20 protein-coding genes are annotated in these 20,641 nt (G+C 48.8%); all 20 read right to left on the reverse strand.

The features are described from left to right. Window positions 1-22 precede the first annotated feature (22 nt). Window positions 23-1,474 (reverse strand): S41 family peptidase, encoded by a 1,452-nt coding sequence (locus tag H1R82_RS00975; protein WP_181731383.1) that lies wholly within the window; start codon window positions 1,472-1,474, stop codon window positions 23-25. Window positions 1,475-1,599: 125 nt separating this feature from the next. After that, a complete protein-coding gene (locus tag H1R82_RS00980) occupies window positions 1,600-2,682 on the reverse strand; it encodes a murein hydrolase activator EnvC family protein (protein WP_181731382.1) in 1,083 nt (360 codons plus the stop codon). Window positions 2,683-2,912: 230 nt separating this feature from the next. Continuing rightward, the gene (locus tag H1R82_RS14795; RefSeq protein WP_181731381.1) at window positions 2,913-3,935 is read right to left on the reverse strand and encodes a murein hydrolase activator EnvC family protein; all 1,023 of its coding nucleotides are present in this window, start codon (window positions 3,933-3,935) and stop codon (window positions 2,913-2,915) included. A 31-nt stretch (window positions 3,936-3,966) separates the two neighbouring features. After that, window positions 3,967-5,130 (reverse strand): murein hydrolase activator EnvC family protein, encoded by a 1,164-nt coding sequence (locus tag H1R82_RS14800; RefSeq protein WP_181731380.1) that lies wholly within the window; start codon window positions 5,128-5,130, stop codon window positions 3,967-3,969. 31 nt (window positions 5,131-5,161) lie between these two features. Next, a complete protein-coding gene (gene ftsX / locus H1R82_RS00995) occupies window positions 5,162-6,064 on the reverse strand; it encodes a permease-like cell division protein FtsX (protein WP_181731379.1) in 903 nt (300 codons plus the stop codon). Further along, entirely contained in the window at window positions 6,054-6,740 is a 687-nt protein-coding gene (gene ftsE / locus H1R82_RS01000) for a cell division ATP-binding protein FtsE (protein ID WP_037997772.1), read from the reverse strand. The genes ftsX and ftsE overlap by 11 nt, the downstream gene beginning before the upstream one ends. Window positions 6,741-7,033: 293 nt before the next feature. Then, window positions 7,034-8,434, reverse strand: coding sequence for an argininosuccinate lyase (gene argH, locus H1R82_RS01005; RefSeq protein WP_181731378.1), 1,401 nt, complete (start codon window positions 8,432-8,434; stop codon window positions 7,034-7,036). Next, complete coding sequence (locus H1R82_RS01010) at window positions 8,376-9,638, reverse strand: argininosuccinate synthase (protein ID WP_181731377.1); 1,263 nt, start codon at window positions 9,636-9,638, stop codon at window positions 8,376-8,378. Before H1R82_RS01010 ends, argH begins: the two co-directional genes overlap by 59 nt. A 156-nt stretch (window positions 9,639-9,794) precedes the next feature. Beyond that, complete coding sequence (locus tag H1R82_RS01015) at window positions 9,795-11,042, reverse strand: glutathionylspermidine synthase family protein (RefSeq protein WP_181731376.1); 1,248 nt, start codon at window positions 11,040-11,042, stop codon at window positions 9,795-9,797. A 3-nt stretch (window positions 11,043-11,045) separates the two neighbouring features. After that, a complete protein-coding gene (locus tag H1R82_RS01020) occupies window positions 11,046-11,327 on the reverse strand; it encodes a hypothetical protein (protein ID WP_181731375.1) in 282 nt (93 codons plus the stop codon). Next, complete coding sequence (locus H1R82_RS01025) at window positions 11,324-11,794, reverse strand: hypothetical protein (protein WP_181731374.1); 471 nt, start codon at window positions 11,792-11,794, stop codon at window positions 11,324-11,326. Before H1R82_RS01025 ends, H1R82_RS01020 begins: the two co-directional genes overlap by 4 nt. 124 nt (window positions 11,795-11,918) lie before the next feature. Continuing rightward, window positions 11,919-12,608, reverse strand: coding sequence for a TerC family protein (locus H1R82_RS01030; protein WP_181731373.1), 690 nt, complete (start codon window positions 12,606-12,608; stop codon window positions 11,919-11,921). A 262-nt stretch (window positions 12,609-12,870) separates the two neighbouring features. Continuing rightward, complete coding sequence (locus tag H1R82_RS01035; RefSeq protein ID WP_181731372.1) at window positions 12,871-13,428, reverse strand: hypothetical protein; 558 nt, start codon at window positions 13,426-13,428, stop codon at window positions 12,871-12,873. A 53-nt stretch (window positions 13,429-13,481) separates the two neighbouring features. Then, on the reverse strand, window positions 13,482-14,096 hold the full coding sequence (locus H1R82_RS01040; protein WP_181731371.1) for a hypothetical protein: 615 nt from the start codon (window positions 14,094-14,096) through the stop codon (window positions 13,482-13,484). After that, the gene (pilM, locus tag H1R82_RS01045) at window positions 14,093-15,091 is read right to left on the reverse strand and encodes a type IV pilus biogenesis protein PilM (RefSeq protein WP_181731370.1); all 999 of its coding nucleotides are present in this window, start codon (window positions 15,089-15,091) and stop codon (window positions 14,093-14,095) included. Before pilM ends, H1R82_RS01040 begins: the two co-directional genes overlap by 4 nt. Before the next feature lie 209 nt (window positions 15,092-15,300). After that, entirely contained in the window at window positions 15,301-16,254 is a 954-nt protein-coding gene (gene argF / locus H1R82_RS01050; protein WP_181731618.1) for an ornithine carbamoyltransferase, read from the reverse strand. A gap of 24 nt (window positions 16,255-16,278) precedes the next feature. Next, complete coding sequence (argD, locus tag H1R82_RS01055) at window positions 16,279-17,448, reverse strand: acetylornithine transaminase (RefSeq protein WP_181731369.1); 1,170 nt, start codon at window positions 17,446-17,448, stop codon at window positions 16,279-16,281. Next, window positions 17,426-18,229 carry an acetylglutamate kinase gene (gene argB, locus H1R82_RS01060; protein WP_181731368.1) on the reverse strand — a complete coding sequence of 268 codons (804 nt, stop codon included), beginning with the start codon at window positions 18,227-18,229 and terminating at the stop codon, window positions 17,426-17,428. Before argB ends, argD begins: the two co-directional genes overlap by 23 nt. Before the next feature lie 25 nt (window positions 18,230-18,254). Then, on the reverse strand, window positions 18,255-19,478 hold the full coding sequence (gene argJ, locus H1R82_RS01065) for a bifunctional glutamate N-acetyltransferase/amino-acid acetyltransferase ArgJ (protein ID WP_181731367.1): 1,224 nt from the start codon (window positions 19,476-19,478) through the stop codon (window positions 18,255-18,257). Between the two features lie 15 nt (window positions 19,479-19,493). Next, on the reverse strand, window positions 19,494-20,525 hold the full coding sequence (argC, locus tag H1R82_RS01070) for an N-acetyl-gamma-glutamyl-phosphate reductase (protein ID WP_181731366.1): 1,032 nt from the start codon (window positions 20,523-20,525) through the stop codon (window positions 19,494-19,496). Window positions 20,526-20,641 lie beyond the last annotated feature (116 nt).

Below are 20,641 nucleotides of genomic sequence, written 5' to 3' on the forward strand. Positions count from 1 at the left end.
CTATATTTCCCGGACAAATCCTTTATTTTTTCTTCAAGAGCTCCACTGCGACCTGCAATGTCACATCATTTTTCGGGTCGCGCAAAAAGTTGATAAATGCTTGGCGCAATTTCTCGGAGGAGACCTCATCAAGTTGCCCCGTCTCCGGAATTCCTTCTTTCTTTTGGAAGGACTTGACAGCCTGTTCGGTCGAACCGTCAAAGTATCCGTCTGTGCGACCCGGATGGTAACCCAGCGCATCCAAAATCAACTGCATATTTTTGACTTCGGTTGAATTATCATCTTTTTTCAGCGGCGCATCCGGCTGGGGAGGAAGCACATTGGCATACGCGGGTTTCTTCACGGGAACATCCGGTTTGATGCCTTTGGTTCCGCCATGCTGATCAATCCAGTTGCCTTCCGGCGTCAACCATTTGGCAATGGTCAGTTTCAAGTTGCTGCCGTCATCAAAGGACTTGGTGGTCTGAACCGTTCCTTTGCCGAAAGTGGTTTCCCCGACCAACGGATATCCACCGGATTCTTTTAAAGCGGCCGCGAGGATTTCAGACGCACTCGCACTCCCTTTGTCAATCAAAACCGTGATGGGATAAGGTTTTTTGGTTTCCAGTTTGGAATGGTATTCCGTGCGGTTTCCCGACTTATCCTCCGTCATCAAGACACGTTTTTTACCGGGCACCAATTGGTCACAAATTTCCAATACAGACTGCAAAAGGCCGCCCGGGTTCCCGCGCACGTCAATGATCAGCCCGTTGATCCCCTGCTCCTCCAGTTTTTTCAGCTCTTTGGCAAAATCTTCAGCTGTATTTTCCGAAAACTGCGTCAAAGTGATCCGTCCGATTTTGTCAGGCAACATCGTTGCTTCTACGGTTTGAAGCGAAATTTCATCACGCACCACCGTAATGTTCAGCGGTTCACTGACGCCAGGACGGGAAATGAGCAATTGGGCTTTGGTCCCCTTCGGACCGCGGATTTTGCTGACTGCCTCCTGAAGGTCCATTCCTTCCAGGCTTTGCCCGTTGACTTTTAACACCTGGTCGCCGGCACGCAATCCGGCTTTTTCCGCAGGCGAATCCTTGATTGGCGCAATAATGGTCACTTGGCCGTTGGTCAATGTCACTTCGGCGCCGATTCCCGTAAAGGAAGACTGCAAATCTTCCTCAAATTGCGCGGCTTCTTTCGGACTCATATAGGCGGAATAAGGATCCCCCAGGGATTCGATCATTCCTTTGATGGCGCCGTCAATCAATTGTTCTTCATTTACTTTATGTAAATAAGAAGAAGTAATCGTTTGATATGCTTGCTTTAATTTCTCCTCGTGTGTTTCAAATGATTGAGACCGGTCAAAAGAAAACAGGGTTCCGGATTCCAGTTGATCAATCAACCCCCCGTCACCCACAACCAGCACAGTCAGCAAACTGCTGAAAATCATGGTCACAACCGTAATGATCGCGACGGTCCTGCCTTTAAAATTCATTATCAGTAAACACCCACCTTTGGATCCCCTTGCAGGCGATCCGGATCAGCCCTTTATACTCTTTAATGTATGACAACCCCGGACAAAATAGTCGTCCGGGATATTATTTTAACTATATCACATTTTTACCTCATATACCGTTCCGGGTCATAAGATGGCGGTTGGGCCCCTTCTCCGATCCGTACTTCAAAGTGCAAGTGCGGTCCTGTGGAGTTTCCGTTATTTCCAATCGCTGAAATGACCTGCCCGGCTTTGACTTCTTCCCCGGGTTGCACTTTGACCTGGCTGGGGTAACTGTGAGCATACCGGGTAAAGAAAGGCATGCCTTTATAATGTCCGTGATAAATGGTGATCAACCAACCATATCCGGAAGACGCACGGCTGGATACCACGACACCGTCAGCAGCAGCCTTGATCGGAGTTCCGATCGGCCCGCCATAATCCACTCCTGCGTGCAGTTTTTTCGTTCCAAAGATGGGATGCACACGGTATCCGTAATTAGAAGTCTTGGTGACAGTGGTCGGTTTGATAAGCGGACCGGTGTATGCAAAACGAAGCTTACCTGAACGCCATTCCGCCAGGTTGATTTGAATCAATTCTTCTTTATGTTCCTCCAGAATGCTCTCCAGCTTCTCCAAGCTGGCATCGGACGCTTCAAGTTCTTTCATCAACTTTTGATATTCTTTGTTAATTTGATCAATCAGCTTTTGTTGTTCCTCGATTTTCACCTGTTTTTCGTCAATGGCTTTCTGGCGTTCATCGACCGCTTTTTGGTATTCAGCCACGATTTTATAATCTCCTTTGACGAGAAGGCGGATAACTTCAAAGCGGTTCAAAAACTCATTGAAATCCTCCGCAGACAGCAATTGGGCCAAATAGTTATTTTCTCCGTGCAAATACATCCGGCTGATGCGCCCGTCGAAGTCTTTCCGGATCTCTTGCAAATCTTTTTCCGCTTCCTGCCGCTTTTGCTCAATGGGCTCGATTTCCTTCTGGATGGACTCAATCTTTTGATCCGCTTCGTCCATCTTGCTTTTAAACTCTTCCATCTTTTGTTTCAAACTTTGCTGTTGCTCCAGGATCCCTTGTTTGTCCTCACGGACGCTGTCGATTTTTTCCCGGAGCGACTCGGCTGACACCGTTTGTGGAGGAGTCATCATTGCCGTCAGTGAAGCAATCAAAGCCATGGTTAACCATTTCTTACTCATTGATATAAGCGCCTCCCAGTCTTTCTCCTAGTTCCCCATCGCCTTCCTGTTCTCTGTTCTTTTTTATATCACTCAAAACATATCAATATGGTTTAATTCTATTTTATATGGAAACATACTTAGAAATTTTGACGATTTTGTCCTTTTTATCCAATTTATCGGATGGGGCCAATGAAAATGGGAAGTCGATCTAATCAACAGGATTAGATCGACTTTGTCCATGATTTTTCCTAGTAATATTGCAAGGGATCCACCGGCTTCCCGTTTTCATGTATTTCAAAATGCAGGTAGGGCACCAACTGGGGATAATTCCCGACCGATGCGATTTGTTGCCCTTTTTCCACGCGATCCCCGACCTCGACTTGCACTGTGCTTGGATACATATGGGCATAAAGGGTCTTCAATCCGTTCCCATGATCAATCACAACATAGTAGCCGTATCCGTCCGGGTCCGATTTTGTCAATACAACGATGCCTGAAGCTGCCGCCACAATCGGTGAGCCCATCGAATTTTTGATGTCGATTCCTTCGTGATTTCCGTTTCGTTCCCCGAATTCAGAAGAGACTTTTCCGCCCGGTTGCGGCCAGGCCAGAGCATCATTCTCCTGCCGGTCCGGTGAAGAATTCGCCGGCGGACGGGAATTGCGAACCTGCCTGTTTTTATCCTCCTGACGAACGGGTTGCATTGTTTCGGGCTCCGGCTCCCGTACCGGATCGAGTGTCCGGCTTTGTTGCTGATACAACGCTGTATAACGTGTCAAATGTTGCCGGGCTTCTTTCAGCAAAGCCTCTTTTTCTTTTTTGCTTTTCTCGATCATGGCCACTTCATTTTCCAAGGATTTTTTCTCTTTCAAATACTGCTTGATCACGGCACTTTCGTTTTCCACGAACATGGAGAGAATATCCAGGCGCATCAAAAACTCCGAAACGGAATCAGCGCTCAACAAATAATAGAGATATTGATTTTTGTGACTTCTTTTATATATATGTACCAGCACCGCCTCAAACCGCGCTTCCAGCATGCTCAACTTTTTTTGTTTCTCCACCAGGTTCATTTTCTTTTGCGCGATTTCTTCGTTTAATGCCGCAACTTGCCGCTCCCTGGCCATGACCTGTTTTCTGGCTTCTTCCAGTCCGGTCCATGCCGGGTTCTTCTGGTGTTCACTGTTTGCTTTGACCGAAAGCGGGCTTGCGAGGCTGAATAAGATCGCCTGAACAAGCATCATTGTAGTGACAAACCATTTTCGAACCACTTTGGTCGTACTCCTCCCGTTTCAATTCAACTTACTTGCCCTGTTCCGGAGGCAAATAAGAGGCGGGATCGACAGGTGTACTTCCTTTATGTACTTCAAAATGCAAGTGAGGTCCGGTTGAAAATCCATTGCTTCCCACAGCTGCGATGACATCTCCCGCCGATACCTTTTGGCCGACTTCCACTTTTACCGTTTGGGCATACATGTGGGCATAAAGCGTGGAAAGTCCGTTCCCATGGTAAATGACAATGACATAACCGTATCCTTTTGAAGGACGGGCTTCAATCACTTCACCGGACGACGCGGCGCGGATCGGAGTCCCCATTTTCGCCGCGATATCCATCCCTTCATGCATCCGGTATTCCCGGTGAACCGGGTGATATCGCATGCCGAACGGGGAAGTCACCGTCCCGTTTACCGGCCACAGAAAGCCGTCGCTTGACGGGACATTGCCATCCGGATGGTTTTGTTGCTCTTTTTTGCGGGCTTCTTCTTCCAGTTTGGCAACCCGGTTGCGCAATTCTTTCCGGGCCTGAATGTTTTGGTCCTCCAATTCCGCCAAGTTCGTCTCCAGCGCCGCCAACTTTCCTTCATGTTGCCGGTATTTTTTTTGGAGTTGAGCAAAGACGCCCTGGGCTTCTTTTTGCGCTGTTTGTAAGTTAGCCAAATCCTCCCGTAATTCCTGCTCAACTCCGGCCAATTCTTTTTGTTTGCCGGTATATTTTTGGATCACGCGCTGATCGGCCCGGGCCAAAATGCTGATATAATCGTACCGTTTCAGGAAATCCCCGATGGAGTTGGATTGCAACAAAAGCTCAAAGTAAAAATTGTTCCCTTTTAAATAAATATCCTGCATGCGATGCTTGTAAGTTTGACGCAAAAGATCCAATTCCCTCTCAACGTTTTTGCGCTCTTCCTGTTTTTCCTTTATCTGGTTTTCCAGTGCATAAACACGCATGTCCAACCGGTTGAGTTCCTTCTTTTTCGCTTCAATCTGACCCAAAAGCTGTTTCATGTCCTTTTGTGCTAGTTCTTTCTTTTTTTCCAGTTGCATGATTTCTTGATCCCGTTGTCGGATTTCCTCTTTTTTCTCATCAATGGAAGAGGAATCTGTGATCGCAAAGCTGTCTTTGACGGGGATCAAAGAAAAAACCAGCAAAAAAGAAAATATCCCTGCAAATTCTTTCCTAATCACTTTGCTCCTCCTCGAACTAGATTCCTCCTCATTACACTTTCAAGAAACGGCGCACGGAAATAATGCTTCCCAGTGTCCCGATCGCAGTTCCCAGAGCGAAAATGCACAGGGTCACATACGTACCCAGTGAGAGGATCGGCATCATTTTCAGAATGGACTGGGCTTCACCGGCCCCCAAAATGGTGTAAGCCACCTGATAGAGAACCAGAACCAGGATGGTCGGAACGAGGGCACCAACCCATCCGATAAACGCCCCTTCAATAAAGAACGGCCACCGGATGAACCAGTTGCTGGCTCCCACCAGCCGTTGGATTTCAATCTCTTTCCGACGGGCAATAATGGTCAGCTTAATGGTGTTGGAAATCAAGAAAGCAGCAAGGGTCGCCAGCCCCAATCCGAAAATCAAAATGATGTTGCGAATCCAGCTGGACAATGTCAGCAATTGCTCGGTCACATACTCACCGTCATCCGCTTCGTCAATCCCGGTCACTGATTTCACCTTGTCGGTCAGGCTTTTGATTTGATGCGGATCTTTGGGTACAACCGTAATGACGTCGGGCAAGGGGTTTTTCCCTTCCCCTTCATAGCTGCGGAAGATTTCCGTTCCTTCCTCTCCCCATTGGGCCTTCAGCTGACGCAACCCTTCTTCCTTCGGCACCAGCTCCGCGCTTTTCACTTCGGGCATCGATTCGATTTGTTTCAAAACCTGGAGCTGCTGGTCATCCGTCAACTGCTCGGCAAGTGCTGCACGAATCGCCACCTGTTTATCCAGCTCCACCGCCATGTAGCGGACGTTGAATGCAAAAATGAGGAAAATACCGAAGATAAACAGCGTAACGGCTACAGCACTGATCGCGGCAAAACTCATCCAGGCATTGCGACGCACGCCACGATAAGCTTCCCGAAAATGTCGCGATAATGTCTCAATCCTCATAGCCGTATTCTCCTCCCATTTCGTCCCGGACAATCACACCTTGTTCAATGGCAATAACGCGTTGTCTGAGTGTGTTTACAATTTCTTTGTTGTGTGTCGCCATTACGATGGTGGTTCCGCGCCGGTTAATCTCTTCCAACAGATACATGATGTCCCAAGAATTTTCCGGATCGAGGTTTCCGGTGGGCTCGTCCGCTATCACAAAAGTTGGATTATTGACAATTGCGCGAGCGATTGCCACACGTTGTTGCTCCCCTCCGGAAAGTTGCGACGGCAAGGCATGCATCCGGTCCGCCAAACCAACCAGCTCCAAGACTTCGGTGACTCTCGGTTTGATTTTGCGTTTGGGAGCCTCGATTGCTTCCATCGCAAAAGCAACATTTTCAAAAGCCGTCATATGCGGCAGCAATTTGAAATCCTGGAACACGACACCGATTTTGCGGCGAACATGCGGGATTTTCCAATCGCGTACCCGTTTGACGTTGACTCCGTTAATCAGAACAACGCCGTGCGTGGGTTTTTCTTCTCTGTACATCAGCTTGATAAATGAACTTTTCCCCGCTCCACTCGGTCCGACCACGTACACGAATTCTCCCTGGTCGATCCGTACGTCCACACCGCGGAGAGCTTCAACCCCATTTGGATAAACCTTCCACACATCATGCATTTCAATCACAGAAACTCACCCCAGGAAACATGATTTTCAATATAGTTTATCTCTCACCATTTTTTCTCCTGCTTACTGATGGTAACAAAAATAGTCCGCCACTTCATCCCATTATCATCCTAAATTTGAAGAAAAATATCAAATAAAGAAATGGCTTACTTTCCTTCAAAAACTACTTCAATATTATAACACCATTCACCAATTTCCCGGGTTAATATTTTGCAAAATCATTTTTTATTCAAAAATACAAAAAACCCCAAATGATGGTGATTTGGGGTATTATCTTACCACAGAATTCCTTCCTAGTAAATATTGGATATGGTTTCCCGGTGTTTTTCAAGTGTGGCCATTTTGTTTGAAAGTGTCTTCAATACTTGTTCTTTTGCGGTTCCTCCCTCGCTTTTGCGTGCATCCACCACATTTTCCAGTTCCAAACAGGAATAAACATCTTCCCCGATTTCCGGGGAGAAACGGTGAAACTCTTCCAACGTGCAGTCGTTCAAGGTTTTTTCTTTGTGAATGGCATACAACACCAGCTTCCCGACAATTTCATGCGCTTTGCGGAAAGGAATGCCTTTGCCCACCAAATAATCAGCCAAATCTGTTGCATTGGCAAACCCTTGCCCGGCATGCCGTTTCATTTTCGAGTGGTTGACTTCCATTGTTTCAATGAGGGCCGCCATCAAACGAAGGGAACCTTTTAATGTGCGGACCGTGTCAAAAACCCCTTCTTTGTCTTCCTGCAAGTCTTTGTTGTAAGTGAGGGGTAAAGCTTTCAGCGTGGTCAACAAAGCCATCAGGTGACCGAACACCCGGCCGGTTTTCCCGCGGATCAACTCGGGGATATCCGGATTTTTTTTCTGCGGCATCATGCTGCTTCCGGTGCAAAACGCATCATCCAGGATGACATATTGAAACTCTTCACTCGACCACAGAATCAGTTCTTCCGACAGCCGGGACAAATGAACCATCACCAAGGAACAGACAGAAAGAAACTCCACCAAATAATCGCGGTCGCTCACCGCATCCATGCTGTTATCGTAAAGCGAAGAAAATCCCAACGCTTCCGCAACCATTTGCCGGTCGACGGGAAATGTCGTCCCCGCAATGGCGCCGGCCCCCAGTGGACAGCAGTTGACGCGTTTGAAGCTGTCGATGAACCTTTCCACATCCCGTTCAAACATCGAGACATAAGCCAGTAAATGATGGGCAAACCGGACGGGTTGCGCGCGCTGCAAGTGCGTGTATCCCGGCAATATGGTGTCCACGTGTTTTTCGGCCTGTTTGAGCAAAGCTTCCTGCAATTCCAGGATCTTGACGGCCAGTTCGACCGTCTCCTTGCGCACGTAAAGGTGCATATCCAGGGCCACCTGGTCATTCCGGCTCCGCCCGGTGTGCAATTTCCCGCCGACTTCCCCGATTTCGTCGATCAGCATCTTCTCGATGTTCATGTGGATGTCTTCATGTTCGATGGTGAATTCGGCTTTCCCTTCCCGGACTTTTTGCCGGATGTTTGCCAAACCTTCCAGGATCCGGTTTGTTTCTTCCTCTGTGATAATCCCGCATGCCCCCAGCATTTTCACATGGGCCATGCTCCCTTCGATGTCTTCTTCTGCCAATTCTTTGTCAAATCCGATGGATGCATTAAAGGCTTCCACCCACTGGTGTGTGGTCTTGGTGAAACGCCCGCCCCACAGTTTCATGGTCTTCCTCCTTTTTATGCACGCTTGCATAAATATTCGTCGGCAATCCCCACAATTTAATAAACCCGACGGCCGCCTGATGATCAAAACTGTCTTCATTGGAGTAGGTGGCCAATTTTTCGTTGTATAACGAATACGGGGAGATTCTTCCTGTGACCGTCGCATGGCCTTTGAACAAGTTTACGCGGACTTTTCCGGTCACCACTTGTTGCGTTTCTTCAATGAACGCATCCAGCGCTTTTTTCAGCGGCGAATACCAAAGCCCGTCATAAACCATTTCCGACCATTTTTTTTCAATGGTGGCCTTGAATTGCAAAACATCTTTCGGCTGCGTCAGAAATTCCAGTTCCCGGTGTGCGGTGATCAATGTGACGGCTCCCGGACATTCATATACTTCACGCGATTTAATTCCCACCAGCCGGTCCTCCACATGATCGATCCGTCCGACGCCGTGTTTTCCGGCCAACTTGTTCAATTGTTCCAAAATCTGCGGGAAAGAAAGCCGGGTTCCATTCAGGAACACAGGCACGCCTTTTTCAAAACCGATCTCGATTTCATCCGGCTGATCCGGGGTGCCGGCCAAAGGACACGTCCATTCATAAGCGGCTTCCGGAGGAGCTTGCCACGGATTCTCCAATTCACCGCATTCACAACTTCTTCCCCACATGTTTTGGTCAATGCTGAACGGATTGTCCAAATCTACCGGAATCGGGATTCCATGCTTTTTTGCATAAGCAATTTCCTCATCCCGGGTCATCCCCCATTCCCGTACCGGGGCCACCACTTTCAACTCCGGATTCAAGGCCGCAACCGAAACATCAAACCGTACTTGGTCATTTCCTTTTCCCGTGCAACCGTGGGCAACGGCAACGGCCCCTTCTTCTTTTGCGATTTCGACCAGCACTTTGGAAATCAACGGACGGGACAAAGCCGAATGCATCGGATACTTTCCTTCATACAAAGCATTGGCTTTCAAAGCCGGGAGCAGGTATTCTTCTGCAAACCATTCCTTGGCATCGACCACAATGGATTTGATGGCTCCCACTTTTAACGCCTTGTTTTTGACAAAATCCATGTCTTTGCCTTCACCGACGTCCAATCCGACCGCAATCACGTCATAGCCGTATTTTTCTTTCAACCACGGAATCGCAACCGATGTATCTAAACCACCTGAATAAGCCAAGACCACTTTCTCCTTACTCATGGGTATCCCTCGCTTTTAATAAAAATTCATTTATATGTATGATTATACATTTTGTGAATAAAAAATCCACCCCCAATTTTTTGCATCGGCCAAAAAAAGCAGAAACCAGAAAAAGGTTTCTGCTCTGAAACAATGATCCGACTTGGAGGGAACGGCTCACTCTTTCCATCCCACCGGAACAAAAAAGGAGAGGTTTCCGGTGATTTTTTGATCCACCCGTGCCATCACGGCCGAAGGTTTTCCGCCAATCAAAAAAGAGCCCCACAACAAATCCCCCTGATAAGCTCCCTTGAGGGTTTCCACTTCCACTTTTTGCAAGGACACCAATTGTTGATAGATCATGGGTTGATCCCAATAGAGGTCCTGATCGTCCCGGGTAATCAAATTTCCTTTTGAATCATACAAAGAAACGGCGCCGCCCTCCCGCCCGAGGAATGGCTTTTTCACATAAGCCGTATGGCCTTTGAAATTGTTTTCCAAGTAAGTGGGCAACATGTACGTTTTGATCACATCACGTTCTTCTTCATTGAAAAAAGTATTTGTTTCATATAAATTCCAAATCAGTGCCTGTAAAGCTTTGGTTTGCGATAATAAAGCAGACGGGGGATTAATGGAAACCAGCTTTTGGCCGGCCATGAGGGAAAGAAGATGCGCCCCGGTCGGATAACCATCCTCATCTTTGTCTTCGGCCAGGATTTCAATGGCATGCAAACGATATAAAACATCCACCGGCTCATAGCCGTCATAATCCTGTCTGGCATACAACCGGTCCCCCCGGACGGCCAAGGCCGACAACGGAACAAAACGGGCGCAAAGGCCTGATTTCTTCATTAAATACCGGGTCGTCCCGGCATCTTCTTCATGCCAGCCCAACGCGCTGAAGCAGATGTGATCGGTTCGAAAGCCCCGTTTCCGGTATGCTTCCACCACATTTTGAAAGGCATCGGTCAAATGTTGCTCCATGCCTTCATTGGGATCTTGACAGCCCATCGCTTCCGTGACCCGTCCGTTGACATGAAAAGCCTCCACTATGCCTGTGGGGGTGTCACTGTTAAATTCCAGCATTTTCAATCCTTGCGGGGTACAGGCAAAGTCAAAACGCCCGATCACCGTCGGCCAGTCAAACACAAAAGGTTGCCGGACAGCTCTTCGGGCCGCTCCGGGAATTCCCAACTCCTCCAACAACCGGTCATCGGCCTGTTGCAAAACCTTGACCGTGCGCTCAAAAATGCTCCCCAAACACGCAGTCGCTTGTTGAATTTCATGATGAAGTGCCGGATCTAAAGGATAAACCGAAGCGAGGGCATATTCCTGACCGTACATGACATCCCAGGTAAACACCTTTTCTTCTCTCAGCGGGCGGTAAATCTGTTCCCTGCGCTTGGCATAATTTAAATCTTTCAAAATTTATCCTCCTGAGCCACGGATTTTGCCAATTCCTGATTTGTAACTGCTGCCCGATTTTTTGTAACCGGATGAAACCAGCGATTCTTCTTTGATATAATACATTTTTTTCCCGTTGACCACCACGTAACTGTTCGGATCCACCCGGCTTTGGCCATCATCGCATAACAAATCTTGATTCTGGTCCCGGCAAAATTCCCAGTCACTCTTGTCATTGCAACCTGACAGCGGGAAGGACAGCATGGCCAGCGTGAACAACCCCACCAGATGGCGGCTCTTTTTCATCCCTTTCCTCCTCCTTCCTTTAAAACGGGGACCGCATAGATCACATAAACATACCGGTTTTCATCCACTTCCGTTGACGTCGTTTTCCACCATTGCCCGTCGATGAAGTGCAGGCTGCTGAGCAAACGGAGCAAAGCATCTTGTGCATGGTGAAATTGGTAACGATGAACCACGGGATAACGGGACCACCGTTCATCAAAATGGCGCACTTCCACGCGGATTCCCTGCCAGGACGGGCTGAAACGGAGGCGGTCGTCAAGCACCTTTTCTTCTTCACTGCGTTTTACATAAATCTTGTGCATGGGCGGGTCCGCTTGGACATGGACACATTCAAACACGTCTTTTCCCCTGACAAAATAGTCACATGCAAAACGCATCAACACTTCTTCCTTGGAAACAGACGGATAAGCATACAAGACGGAAATCCGGTCTCCGTCTTCCATCAAATGATATTCCAGCTTCTCCATATTTACCCTCAATTCCAAATAATAATCAACATAACAAAAATATTGTTCTACAATATGAAATCGTTTCCCTTTCTTTGCCATAAAAAAGAAGCAGATGGATCACATCTGCTTCTTTTCCCGGTTATCAGGAGGCGTTGGGAACCTCTTTTTTCGCTTTTTTCAATTTCAACCAGCGGCCGCATAACAGAATGGACGCGATCATGACGAGATAGAAAACATATTGCAACCATTCCGCTCCTTGGAAAAAGGGACGGATGAACTTGTCATCTGCAATCATTTTGGCTGATGTAAACGCCAAAACTCCCGATCCGATGTAAATAATCGACGGATACTTTTCCAACAGCTTGAGGAACAAGGTGCTGCCCCAAACGATGATGGGAACACTGATCAAAAGGCCGATAATCACCAGCAAGAAGCTTGTGTGCGCGGCGCCGGCCACGGCGAGAACGTTATCCAGGCCCATCAGGGTGTCGGCGATCACAATCGTGCGGATCGCGGACATCACGCTGCTGGCCGCTTCGACATCTTCATCGCCTTTCTCTTCAATCAGCAATTTCAAGGCAATCCAGATCAAAAGCAACCCGCCGATCAACAAAAGCCCCGGAACCTTTAGCAGCCAGACCACCGCCAGCGTGCAAAGGATCCGCATCACGACGGCCCCGGCAGTCCCCCAAAAAATCACAAGTTTTTGCTTGTTTTTCGGCAAATTGCGGGCGGAAAGACCGATGACAATGGCATTATCTCCTGCCAAAACCAAATCGATGATCACAATGGAAAACAAAGCGGTGAAAAACTCAACTGACAAAAAATCCAAAATCTTTCCCTCCATTTTGTTATTGAATTCAGGGGATTACAAAAAATGGCAAGACCCTTGCACAACAAATCACGCAAAGGTCTTGCCAACAACATTAAAAATGTTGCAACAAAGCCGGGGATCAACCCGTAATGACGACTTTGTTGTATACAGCTACTCCCCTTCATCAAAGAACAAAAAATAATTCAATTTTCAGTTCATACAAACATTATATAAAAAATCATTCCTTCGTCAAGAATTTTTCTGCCAGTTCATAAATATTTTACTGCGGCTCCTTATTCACCTCTTGATCATGATAAGAATAAACCGCCAGATAAATCACACCCGTATCCGCCGTTTGCTCGTCCGTCCATTGGTAATCCCAGCCTATCACGCTGACCAAGCGATCACTCTTTTGCAACTGGTCCAACAATGAAGCAAACTCCTTTTGATTGGCCTTGACTTCCAGCTGAACCCAGGAAGGAACCAATTCCGGGCGCACCACCATCCCCAATTGTTGCATGAGCTCTTCTTCACTGACCGGTTGGGCCTCACTTTGCTCCGCAGTGTCCTGACGGGCAATTTGACGGAGATCTTCCAGGCTTTCGAGCTTCAAAAAATCGGCACCGGATGATTTGACGGCCCGCTCAATATCGACAACATAGCCCGGATCCCGCCGGTTCAGCGGAATTCTCTCCTCCAGCCGGTTCAACTCCATATGGGTTAACGCAGACGGGGGTTGGTAATCGGGCGCCAGGTATTTTTGATGCCTCTTAATGTTTTGGGTCAGCGATTCCCTCTCCCTTTCCAGCCATTTTTGTTTTAAAACCAGGGGATGCACAAGGTAAAAATAGAGGGTCAGGATGAGCAGGAATCCAGCCGCCAGGGTCGTGATTAAGAACTTTCCGGACTTCCACCGACGGATCTTGACTGGTTTTCGGATGGTTCTTCCGCTCCTTTCTCTCTTTTTAAATCCAGCCGGAAATGCACCAATACCTGATTGGCGTTTTTTTTATGAACTTCATTCATGCAACGGTCGCCGACACACTCAATCCATGCTTCCTGATACAAATCCGGCTTTTTTTCGACCAGTTCCTGAAGAAATTTCGTCGCCTCCGAAATTGAAGAAAAATAGGCCCAACCATCCAATTGATTTCCTATCCCTTGCAGGCGAAACAGATCCGTGCCGCGGGGAACCATTTGGTGCACTTGATCGGCCGCTTCTTTCCAACGCCGTTGATTTGCCTCCACTTCCTGGATCGTCTTTTCATAATCCATGGCCGGTTGCTGACTCTCATAAATTTTCTCTTCGTTCTTTTTAAGCCGGATGGCCTGATTCAACTGTTTCCGCTTTTGGGCCACTTCCGCTTCCAAATCGGTCACGCGTTCACCGGCAACCTTTTTGGCATATAAAATGCCCACCCCCAAGCCTGAAAGCAAAAGCAAAATCCCGGACAAAAAACTGTAAAAAAACCGTTTGTATATCGGCTGTGGCGGTAAAAAGTTCATGGTCCCATTCCTTCCTTCTCATCCACCGTCAGACCGATCGGAATCGACAAAGCATTTCCAAGCCATTTCGATGCGCGGTCACGCAACGGTTCAGGCATGATGATCTCTGCCGGAGGGGCAAGTTTGACAGACGCCTCCAAATGTTGCTGAAGCCAGTTTTCCAACAAATAAAAATCCAATCCTTCCCCGGACAAAAACCATTCCGCTCTGGAGCTTTTCAACCATTTTCTTTCCTTTCCTGACACTTTTTCCAAGATTTGTTCCATCAAACGTTTCCCATATCTCTCCACTTCTTGTTTCTCTTTCAACAAAGGATGGAGCGGATCGGGATGCGGACGGTCCTCATGATCCGCAAACGAAGTCATCGGCAGATGCAGATGATAAACCCGTTCCAGTTTTCGATCGATGAAATGGCTGACTTCCACATCCTGTTTGGAGATTTGAATCATCAGGGTATGGGGCGTCTGAAAGCTCCTGTGATAATGGATCCACCGGTACAAACCGAAAGGAGCCAGGTCAATATGAACCGGATCCAATCCGCAATATTGAAAACACCGGACAAATGAGTCAATGTATGACTGAGAGATCAGCGCCAGAAAAACCTCTTGCTGGTCCCCGTCTTCCCAGACATGATCCAGCAAACGGAAATCAAACACCGGATCGGAAAAAGGAAGATCCAACACAGGAATCAAATATTTTTCAATCCATCTCCGGTATTTTCTTTTGCGCATTTCCGGCAACATCACCCGTTTAAACAAAACATGGCGACAATGGATGCTGACATGCACCCGTCTCGTATTGAGTCTTCTCCCCAACAAGGCCTCCTGGATGGTTTGGATCAATTCCTCCCGATCCAAAAACGTGCCCGATTCCGCCCACACACTGGGCAGCGGATGGACCACGTATTGGAGAAGCTCCATGTTCTTCCTCTTTTTCTTCACCTCGACTAACTTGAAAAAAGAAGAAGATAATTCAACACCAACATGTATAGCCATAACCGGTTCTCCTTTGCAAGATCATCCTGACGACACCACACGGATTAACGGCTGGTACTCACTTTTTACCAACATCATAACATTTATTATTTTAATTTTTAATTCGCATAATCCTTTTACTTTGACGTAAAATCAAATCCCTGTCAAAATTCGCTCCACACAAAAAACCCCGGTTTCTGATCGAAAGAAACCGGGGGTTTTCCTCCGGGTCAACCATCAGCCAGGATGGCAACCAAAAGTGCTTTTTGTGCATGAAGACGATTTTCCGCCTGGTCAAAAACCACAGATTGCGGCCCCTCCAAAACTTCTGCGGTCACTTCCAGCCCGCGGTAAGCAGGCAGGCAATGCATAAAGATGGCATCGGGTTTCGCTTTTTCCATCAGCGAAGCATTCACTTGATAAGAAGCAAACGTTTGGTTTCGCTCTTCTTTTTCTTCTTCCTGTCCCATGCTTGCCCAGACATCTGTGTATACCACATCGGCTTCTTGCACGGAAACGGCCGGATCATAATGGAATGAGAGAGAGGATCCCGTTTTTTCGGCAATTTGCTCCGAGTACTTCCAGACGGCGGGATCGGGTTCATAACCTGGCGGCGTTGCCACATGCAAATCAATGCCGGTGAGTGCCGATGCCTGAATCAGAGAGTGAAGGACATTGTTTCCGTCCCCGACATAAGTCAATTTCACTCCTTTTAACGATCCCTTTTTTTCCAATATGGTCAACAAATCGGCCAGCGCCTGGCAGGGATGGGCCTGATCGGAAAGCCCGTTAATGACCGGAATGGCGGCGGCATCGGCCAGGCGCTCAATCCGTGCATGTTCATGGGTGCGGATCAAAATCGCATCCACAAACCGCGAAAGAACGCCTGCTGTGTCCTCTATGCTTTCCCCCCTGCCCAACTGCATCTCATCGTTCCGGAGCAAGACCGTGAATCCCCCCAACTCCTTCATCCCGACTTCAAAAGAGACCCGGGTCCGGGTGGACGGCTTTTCAAACAGCATCGCCAGGCTTTTTCCTTTCAGCGGCTGACCGTGTTCCCCCTTGTTCCGCAATGATTTGAGTTTGAGGGCTGATTGAAGCAAAGCTTCGATTTCATGCGGCTCCCAGTCGATCAATGTCAAGAAGCTTTTCCCTTTTTTCCCCGCCAACAGCGGCGTTTCCATCGTCTCTTTCACGCTCGCCCCTCCTCACACGCCGATTTTTGTTTGTGACAATGTTTGATGCAAAACGGAGACTGCCTGGCCGATTTCTTCTTCACTTACAATCAAAGGCGGCAACAGGCGCAAAACCTTTTCACCGGCAGGCAGCACAACCAGTCCGTTTTCCAACAGCTGACGGATGAACGGGGCCGCCGGTTCATCCAGCTCAATGCCGACCATCAATCCTTTTTGGCGGATTTCCCGGACAGCGGGAAGGGAGCGGACCAAATCGTCCAGCTTCTTCTTTAAATATTCCGCTTTTTCCCTTACCTGCTCCAACAATCCGGTTTGTCCGATTTCGGTCAAAACCGCATCACAAACGGCCATGGCCAACGGATTGCCGCCAAATGTCGTCCCGTGTGTGCCGGGGCCCAACACCGGTTTCAGGCGGGAATCCGCCACAACGGCCCCGACCGGATACCCGTTTCCCAACCCTTTGGCGACGGAGATGGCATCCGGCTTGATGCCATACACCTGATAGGCAAACCATTCACCCGTTCTTCCGATTCCGGTCTGCACTTCATCGATCATCAGCAAAATCTCTTTTTCCTTACACCAATCCGCCAATTCCCGGACAAACGCCGGATCGGCCGGCCGGACCCCGCCTTCCCCTTGCACCAGTTCCAGAAATACAGCCGCGGTGGTTGTCCGGGTGGCTTTTTTCACCGCCTCCATGTCGCCATAGGGAACGGTGCGGAATCCGGGCGGCAAAGGGTCAAATCCCGTTTTTACTTTCTCTTGCCCCGTGGCCGTCAAAGTGGCCAGTGTACGGCCGTGAAAAGAGCCGGTGAAGGTGATGATTTCAGGCTCATGGATGATCTTTGCGTCTTTCGCCCATTTCCGGGCCAATTTGATTAATGCTTCATTCGCTTCCGCCCCGCTGTTACAAAAAAAGACGGCATCCAATCCGGTGATTTGACACAACTTTTCCGCCACTTTTACCTGCAGCGGCTGTTCAAACAGGTTGGATACATGCCAAACCGCCCGGGCTTGCTCCATGAGCGCTTCCAACACGCGGGGGTGTTTATGGCCCAAATTGGTCACCCCGATGCCGGAACCAAAATCCAGATACCGTTTTCCCTGTGCATCGGTCAACACCGCCTTTTCGCCGTCCACAAAATGAACGGGGTGGCGTTTATAAGTTGGAAACAGAGACACGTTCGCTCACCTCTTTCTTCACCAGGCAGGTACCCGGGGAATCCGTTCCTTTCTCATCCGTGTCGCGGCCTTTTTCCCCGTTGATAATCCAAACTTCCTCCACCCCGCCGTCCAAGCAACGAACCGCGGACCGGACTTTCGGGATCATGCCGCCGGTGATCTGCCCTTCTGAAATCAATTGCTCCACCATTTCCGGCGTTGCATGGCGCAACAGCTTTTTATCATTTCCTTCCTTTATGAAAATTCCGTCCACATCGCTGACCATGACCAATTGCCTGGCTCCCAACCCTTGTGCAACCGAGGCGGCTGCTTCATCGGCATTGACATTAAACACTTGCCCTTTTTCTCCGATTCCGAGGGATGAAAGGACAGGCACCCAGCCGGACTCCAACAGCTGATGAAGCACTTCCCGGTTCAGTCCGGTCACTTCCCCGACAAAACCCAGTTTTTCGTCTTTGGGTTTCACCGTGATCAAATTCAGATCGATTCCGCTGATGCCAAGCGCCGGAATCCCTTCTTGGAGCAAACGCGAAACGAGCTGTTTGTTCACTTGACCGGCCAGCACCATTTGCACGATATCCAGCGTTCCTTCATCCGTGACCCGTCTCCCCTTGATAAACACCGGTTTTTGCCCCAGTTTGTTCATCCAGTTTGAAACAAAAGGACCGCCGCCATGCACGATCACATACGGAATGTTTTCTTTTGCCAATTCCCTCAACTTCCGAAAAAAATCCGGGTGAAGCCGTTTCAGCACGCTTCCCCCCAATTTGAACACAATCATTGGAGACTTTTTGTTCCTCCTTTGTTTATGTCCGGTAGCTTGCATTGATGCGGACATATTCATAGGTCAAATCACATCCCCAGGCAACGGCTTCCTCCATCCCGGCGCCCAAATCCAACCGGATCTCCACCACATCCTGTTTTAACACTTGCTCTGCCAACTCCTCACGGAAGTCGGTAGCCATCCCTTTTTTCACCACCTGAACCGGCCCCAACCAGATGTCCATGTTTTCCGGATTTAACGAAGGATCGGCATAGCCGGCTGCGCAGATAACCCGTCCCCAATTGGCATCCTCTCCGAAAACGGCGGTTTTCACCAGGTTGGATCCCACCACGGATTTGGCCACCTTCCGGGCCGCTTCCTTCGACGGGGCTCCTTCGACCCGGACCTGAATCAAACGGGTGGCTCCTTCCCCGTCGCGGGCAATCATTTTGGACAATGCCTCGCAAACATATTGGAATGCGGCTTGAAACCGTGCCCAATCCGGATGTTGACCGGTGAGTGGCCGGTGTCCGGCATATCCGCTTGCCATCACCAACACCATGTCATTGGTACTGGTGTCGCCGTCCACCGTGATCATATTGAACGTTTCATCAGTGGTTTGCCAAAGCAATCTCTGCAAATGATCCGGCCCGATTTTGGCATCGGTGGTAATAAAAGAAAGCATGGTCGCCATATTGGGATGAATCATGCCGGAACCTTTGGCCACTCCCGCAATGGTTACCGGCTTCCCGTCGATTTCCAAGGTGACGGCAATTTCTTTGGTGCATGTATCCGTCGTCAGGATCGCTTCGGCAAATGCCGCAGGTTGGTTGTCCGTCTCCGTCACCAATCGTTGCAGGCCGGTCGTCACCCGGTCCATGGGCAGATACTCGCCAATCACGCCCGTGGATGCCACGGCGACCAAATGCGAAGGAATATTTAACAAGTCAGCGGCTTGATCCCGCATTTGTCTCGCATCTTCCAATCCCCGTTCCCCCGTGCATGCATTGGCAATGGCACTGTTGACCACAACGGCTTGCAACTTGTTTTCCACGCCCATGCTTTCCTGCGTCACTTTGATCGGCGGGGCCTGAAAGGCATTCACGGTATAAACCGCTGCCGCCGAAGCTGGCACTTCACACTGAATTATCCCCAAATCCTTCCGCTTTCTTTTCAACCCGGCATGGACTCCCTTGGCTGAAAACCCTGCAGGCAATGCAATGGAAGGATTTTCAAGAATTTGAAACCAATCCGTTCCGGTGATCATGTCGTCTCCCCCCGTTTAAGGATAAAGCGGATCCATATCGAGTCCGGCAGTGACCGGACACCCCATGCGAATGTTGGCATTTTGCACGGCTTGTCCCGCTGCTCCTTTCATTAAGTTATCAATCGCCGCCAGGATGACGAACCTCCCAGTCCGTTCATCCACTTGAACCCCGATGTCACAAAAATTGCTTCCTTGCACCGCTTTGGTTTCGGGCCATTTGTCTTTTAATACACGAACAAACGGCTCCGAAGCATACGTTTCCTCATACAGTTGCAAAAGGTCCGCTTTTGTATATTTATTCAGTGGCTGTGCATAGATCGTGACCAATATCCCCCGGTTCATCGGAACCAGATGGGGAACAAATTGAACCCTTACATCCGTCCCGGCCAGGCCGCTTGCCACCTGCTCGATTTCGGGAATGTGTTGATGATGACTGATTTTATAAGGACGAAGATTTTCGTTGATTTCGCTGAACAAGTTTGGCTGCCTGGCAGCCCGTCCGGCACCGGTGACCCCTGATTTGGCATCAATAATGACCGAAGCCGGATCCAGACACTTTTCCTTTAAAAGCGGCAAAAGCGCAAGCAACGCGGCCGTCGGATAACACCCCGGATTACTGATGAGTTGCGCCGTTTTCAACTCTCCGGCAAACCATTCACTCAACCCGTAAACCGCCATGTCCAGATATTTGCGGTCCGCTGCCGGTTTTTGGTACCACGTTTCATACTGACCGGGATCATTCAGCCTGAAATCCCCGGACAAATCAATCACAACCTTTTCTTCTTCCATAAACAAAGGCGCGTACTCCTTACTGACGCCCGCCGGGGTGGCAAAAAAAATAAGATCCGCCGAGTCACAAATTTGTTTCACATCCAGATCCCAAAACGTTTCCGTCAATTGGGGCATGTGCGGAAAAGAACGGTTTAACGGCCGCCCGGCTTGGGAAGAGGAAACATAAGAAGCAATTTGAAATTCCGGATGACGCTTAAGAATTCGCAATAACTCCATGCCGCCATAACCCGTGGAACCGATCACTGAAACTCTCAAAGAATCACACACCTTCATTCTGGATATGTATTATTATACATTTAATATAATATTTATTCAACCGTATTTCAGGAGAAACAAAAAAAGCCAAGCGATTTGCTTGGCTTTTGAACGTG

Source organism: Thermoactinomyces intermedius (genome assembly GCF_013912365.1).
Classification (GTDB): Bacteria; Bacillota; Bacilli; order Thermoactinomycetales; family Thermoactinomycetaceae; genus Thermoactinomyces; species Thermoactinomyces intermedius.

Coding starts and splice junctions, on each gene's coding strand:
- H1R82_RS00975 (WP_181731383.1), bottom strand. CDS start 1,474: ATGAATTTTAAAGGCAGGACCGTCGCGATCATTACGGTTGTGACCATG.
- H1R82_RS00980 (WP_181731382.1), bottom strand. CDS start 2,682: ATGAGTAAGAAATGGTTAACCATGGCTTTGATTGCTTCACTGACGGCA.
- ftsX (WP_181731379.1), bottom strand. CDS start 6,064: ATGAGGATTGAGACATTATCGCGACATTTTCGGGAAGCTTATCGTGGC.
- argH (WP_181731378.1), bottom strand. CDS start 8,434: ATGAAACTGTGGGGCGGGCGTTTCACCAAGACCACACACCAGTGGGTG.
- H1R82_RS01010 (WP_181731377.1), bottom strand. CDS start 9,638: ATGAGTAAGGAGAAAGTGGTCTTGGCTTATTCAGGTGGTTTAGATACA.
- H1R82_RS01020 (WP_181731375.1), bottom strand. CDS start 11,327: ATGAAAAAGAGCCGCCATCTGGTGGGGTTGTTCACGCTGGCCATGCTG.
- H1R82_RS01025 (WP_181731374.1), bottom strand. CDS start 11,794: ATGGAGAAGCTGGAATATCATTTGATGGAAGACGGAGACCGGATTTCC.
- H1R82_RS01040 (WP_181731371.1), bottom strand. CDS start 14,096: ATGAACTTTTTACCGCCACAGCCGATATACAAACGGTTTTTTTACAGT.
- pilM (WP_181731370.1), bottom strand. CDS start 15,091: ATGGCTATACATGTTGGTGTTGAATTATCTTCTTCTTTTTTCAAGTTA.
- argF (WP_181731618.1), bottom strand. CDS start 16,254: ATGGAAACGCCGCTGTTGGCGGGGAAAAAAGGGAAAAGCTTCTTGACA.
- argB (WP_181731368.1), bottom strand. CDS start 18,229: ATGATTGTGTTCAAATTGGGGGGAAGCGTGCTGAAACGGCTTCACCCG.
- argJ (WP_181731367.1), bottom strand. CDS start 19,478: ATGATCACCGGAACGGATTGGTTTCAAATTCTTGAAAATCCTTCCATT.